The following is a 2,120-nucleotide window of genomic DNA, read 5'->3' as shown; positions in this document are numbered from 1 at the left end:
GCTTTGGACAAGTGTAATCAAGAATTTGACCAAATAGCAGGAAGTCCACAGGTAGAGACTCCCTTTTGGTTTACAGAGTCACATTATACAAAAAAACGCAATAAAGTCAATATGTTGTTTGCAATTATTTTATATGAATCCACTTAAGAATCCATCTTTTTATACGTGATTCATTTGATCATTTTTTATATAAGATTGCCATGTATGAATAGACCATAAAAAGCAAATCATGACGTGAATATTATAACGCATGTGTGTATTCAAATAAAATGAAAAGCCGATATCATTCATAACAGTTTATAAATTTTATGATATGTTTTTATCACTCAAAATCGCATTGTTTAAAATTTAGTTGTTTGGAATTATCGATAACATACGTTTAAAGATCACATCTTGTTTTAATGATTGGATTGTTAATCGCATGATAAAAACATAAAATTACAGTTTTCAAAATTGAGAAGCGTAAAATCTAAAAATGCTATAGCAATATCTTATTACCTATAGAGGGTAATCGTTTGAAACTGTTATAAGATAAATTGTACCAAAAGATACGCATTTATAGAAAATAGAGATCATATAATTTTTCCCAAAATTGGGAAAAACCTCTAAAATGGCATTAAAGAAATTAACTGTTTGAACCTGTCATAAGCTTATAGGTTTAATTTAAAAAATTGCATAAAAGGATTAAGGATAAAATCGCTTTTAAAACGCTTACTAAAAGTTAAAAAAACGATAAAGAGGTATTTTATATCTTATGAAATGAAAAGCCTTTTAATGAATAGATTGCAGACTAGTTTTTAAGAACGGAATTATTCGCTTCCACAAAAAAATGGAGGCGGGTAATACCATAGCAGTAAAATACTATTTTACCTTAGATATGGTACTAAAAAACGTTTTAAAAGTTACCATTTAAAAGTACAGAGCACAAATATAGAGCGATTAATTTGCAAAGAAGTTCTGTTTAAAAGAAACTTATGAAAGCCTTTCTAAATGAACGTTTAAACATTTGAAACAGATGTTTATAACAGTTTTTAAAGCCTTGCGTTTGATAAAAGCGGTTATTTATTTGTCTTATGAGAGATTGTTTTGAAAACCAATACTCGTAAATGTAAAAAACGAGTTTTGTTAAAGCTAACAAGCGTTTTGATTTTATAGAATGCGTTATGTGAATTCACTCAGCTCGATTTTGAGCTTAGTATATTGAAACGTTTTAAAAGAAGCATCATGATCATGGGCTTTGTTTTCAATGAATCTCTTTAAAAGATAAAGACGTTATGATTAATACGTTTGAGAGAAACAAAAAGCATTTATAGGCTCTCCCATTCAAAAGAGTGATTAAAGATCATACGCACATTTACGTTTCTTTTGATAAGTTTTCATATCTCAATAGAGCGCTTGCAATATAATACGTTTTGTATATATGCATTCATTACTCCATTGTGGATGATTATTTTTCTATCATTATAATCGCTATTTGAAAGCCGCATCATATCATTTGACACGGCTTTTTTTATGTTACTCTCTCTTTTATGATATGTTTATAGCAATGCATTTTATATGCGTTTATACACCATAAAGAAAGCACGCCCCCCACGCCGTTCTTTATTCTGTTTTATCAGTTATATTGACAACATTATCCCTTTCATACACCTCACAATTTTTTGGAACCAACCTTACTTTGCTTTTTTTATTGATTTTTGCATTGCCATAAACACGCCCCCAGATCGTTGCACAATATGAGATTTTAGCATTGCCATAAACAGAGCCATAAATCTCACAAGAGCCACTCACACAAGCATTCCCATAAACCTTGCCATAAATCTTTGCACGACCATTAATAACAGCATAATTATAAATTTTTGCATGGCTATAAATACAAGCCGAGCCAGAAACCTTGGCATGACCATAAACGCGTGCATAACTAAAAACCGTAGCATCATAAGAAACATGCGCATGATCATAAATATGAGCATCAGCAAGAACGCGGGCACTACCATTCACATGAGCATTACCATAAACATTGCCATAAACATGAGCATTGCTATAGACAAAAGCATGGTCATAAACTTTAGCATATTGAGAGATAAAAGCTTTTCCATAGACCTCAGCATTGCCATAAA

The 2,120-nt window shown here is 30.9% G+C and carries 1 protein-coding gene; it reads right to left on the bottom strand.

The features are described 5' to 3' along the window. Positions 1-1,602: 1,602 nt before the first annotated feature. Positions 1,603-2,120 (bottom strand): hypothetical protein (locus ACFIM6_RS09785; protein WP_375612661.1); only part of this gene is annotated, 518 nt, incomplete at its 5' end.

Origin of the sequence: Bartonella sp. AA9NXGY (assembly GCF_042196845.1) — a bacterium.
Lineage (GTDB): Bacteria > Pseudomonadota > Alphaproteobacteria > Rhizobiales > Rhizobiaceae > Bartonella.
Note: the sequence above shows the minus strand (reverse complement) of the source record. Positions and strands in the feature narration are given on the sequence as shown.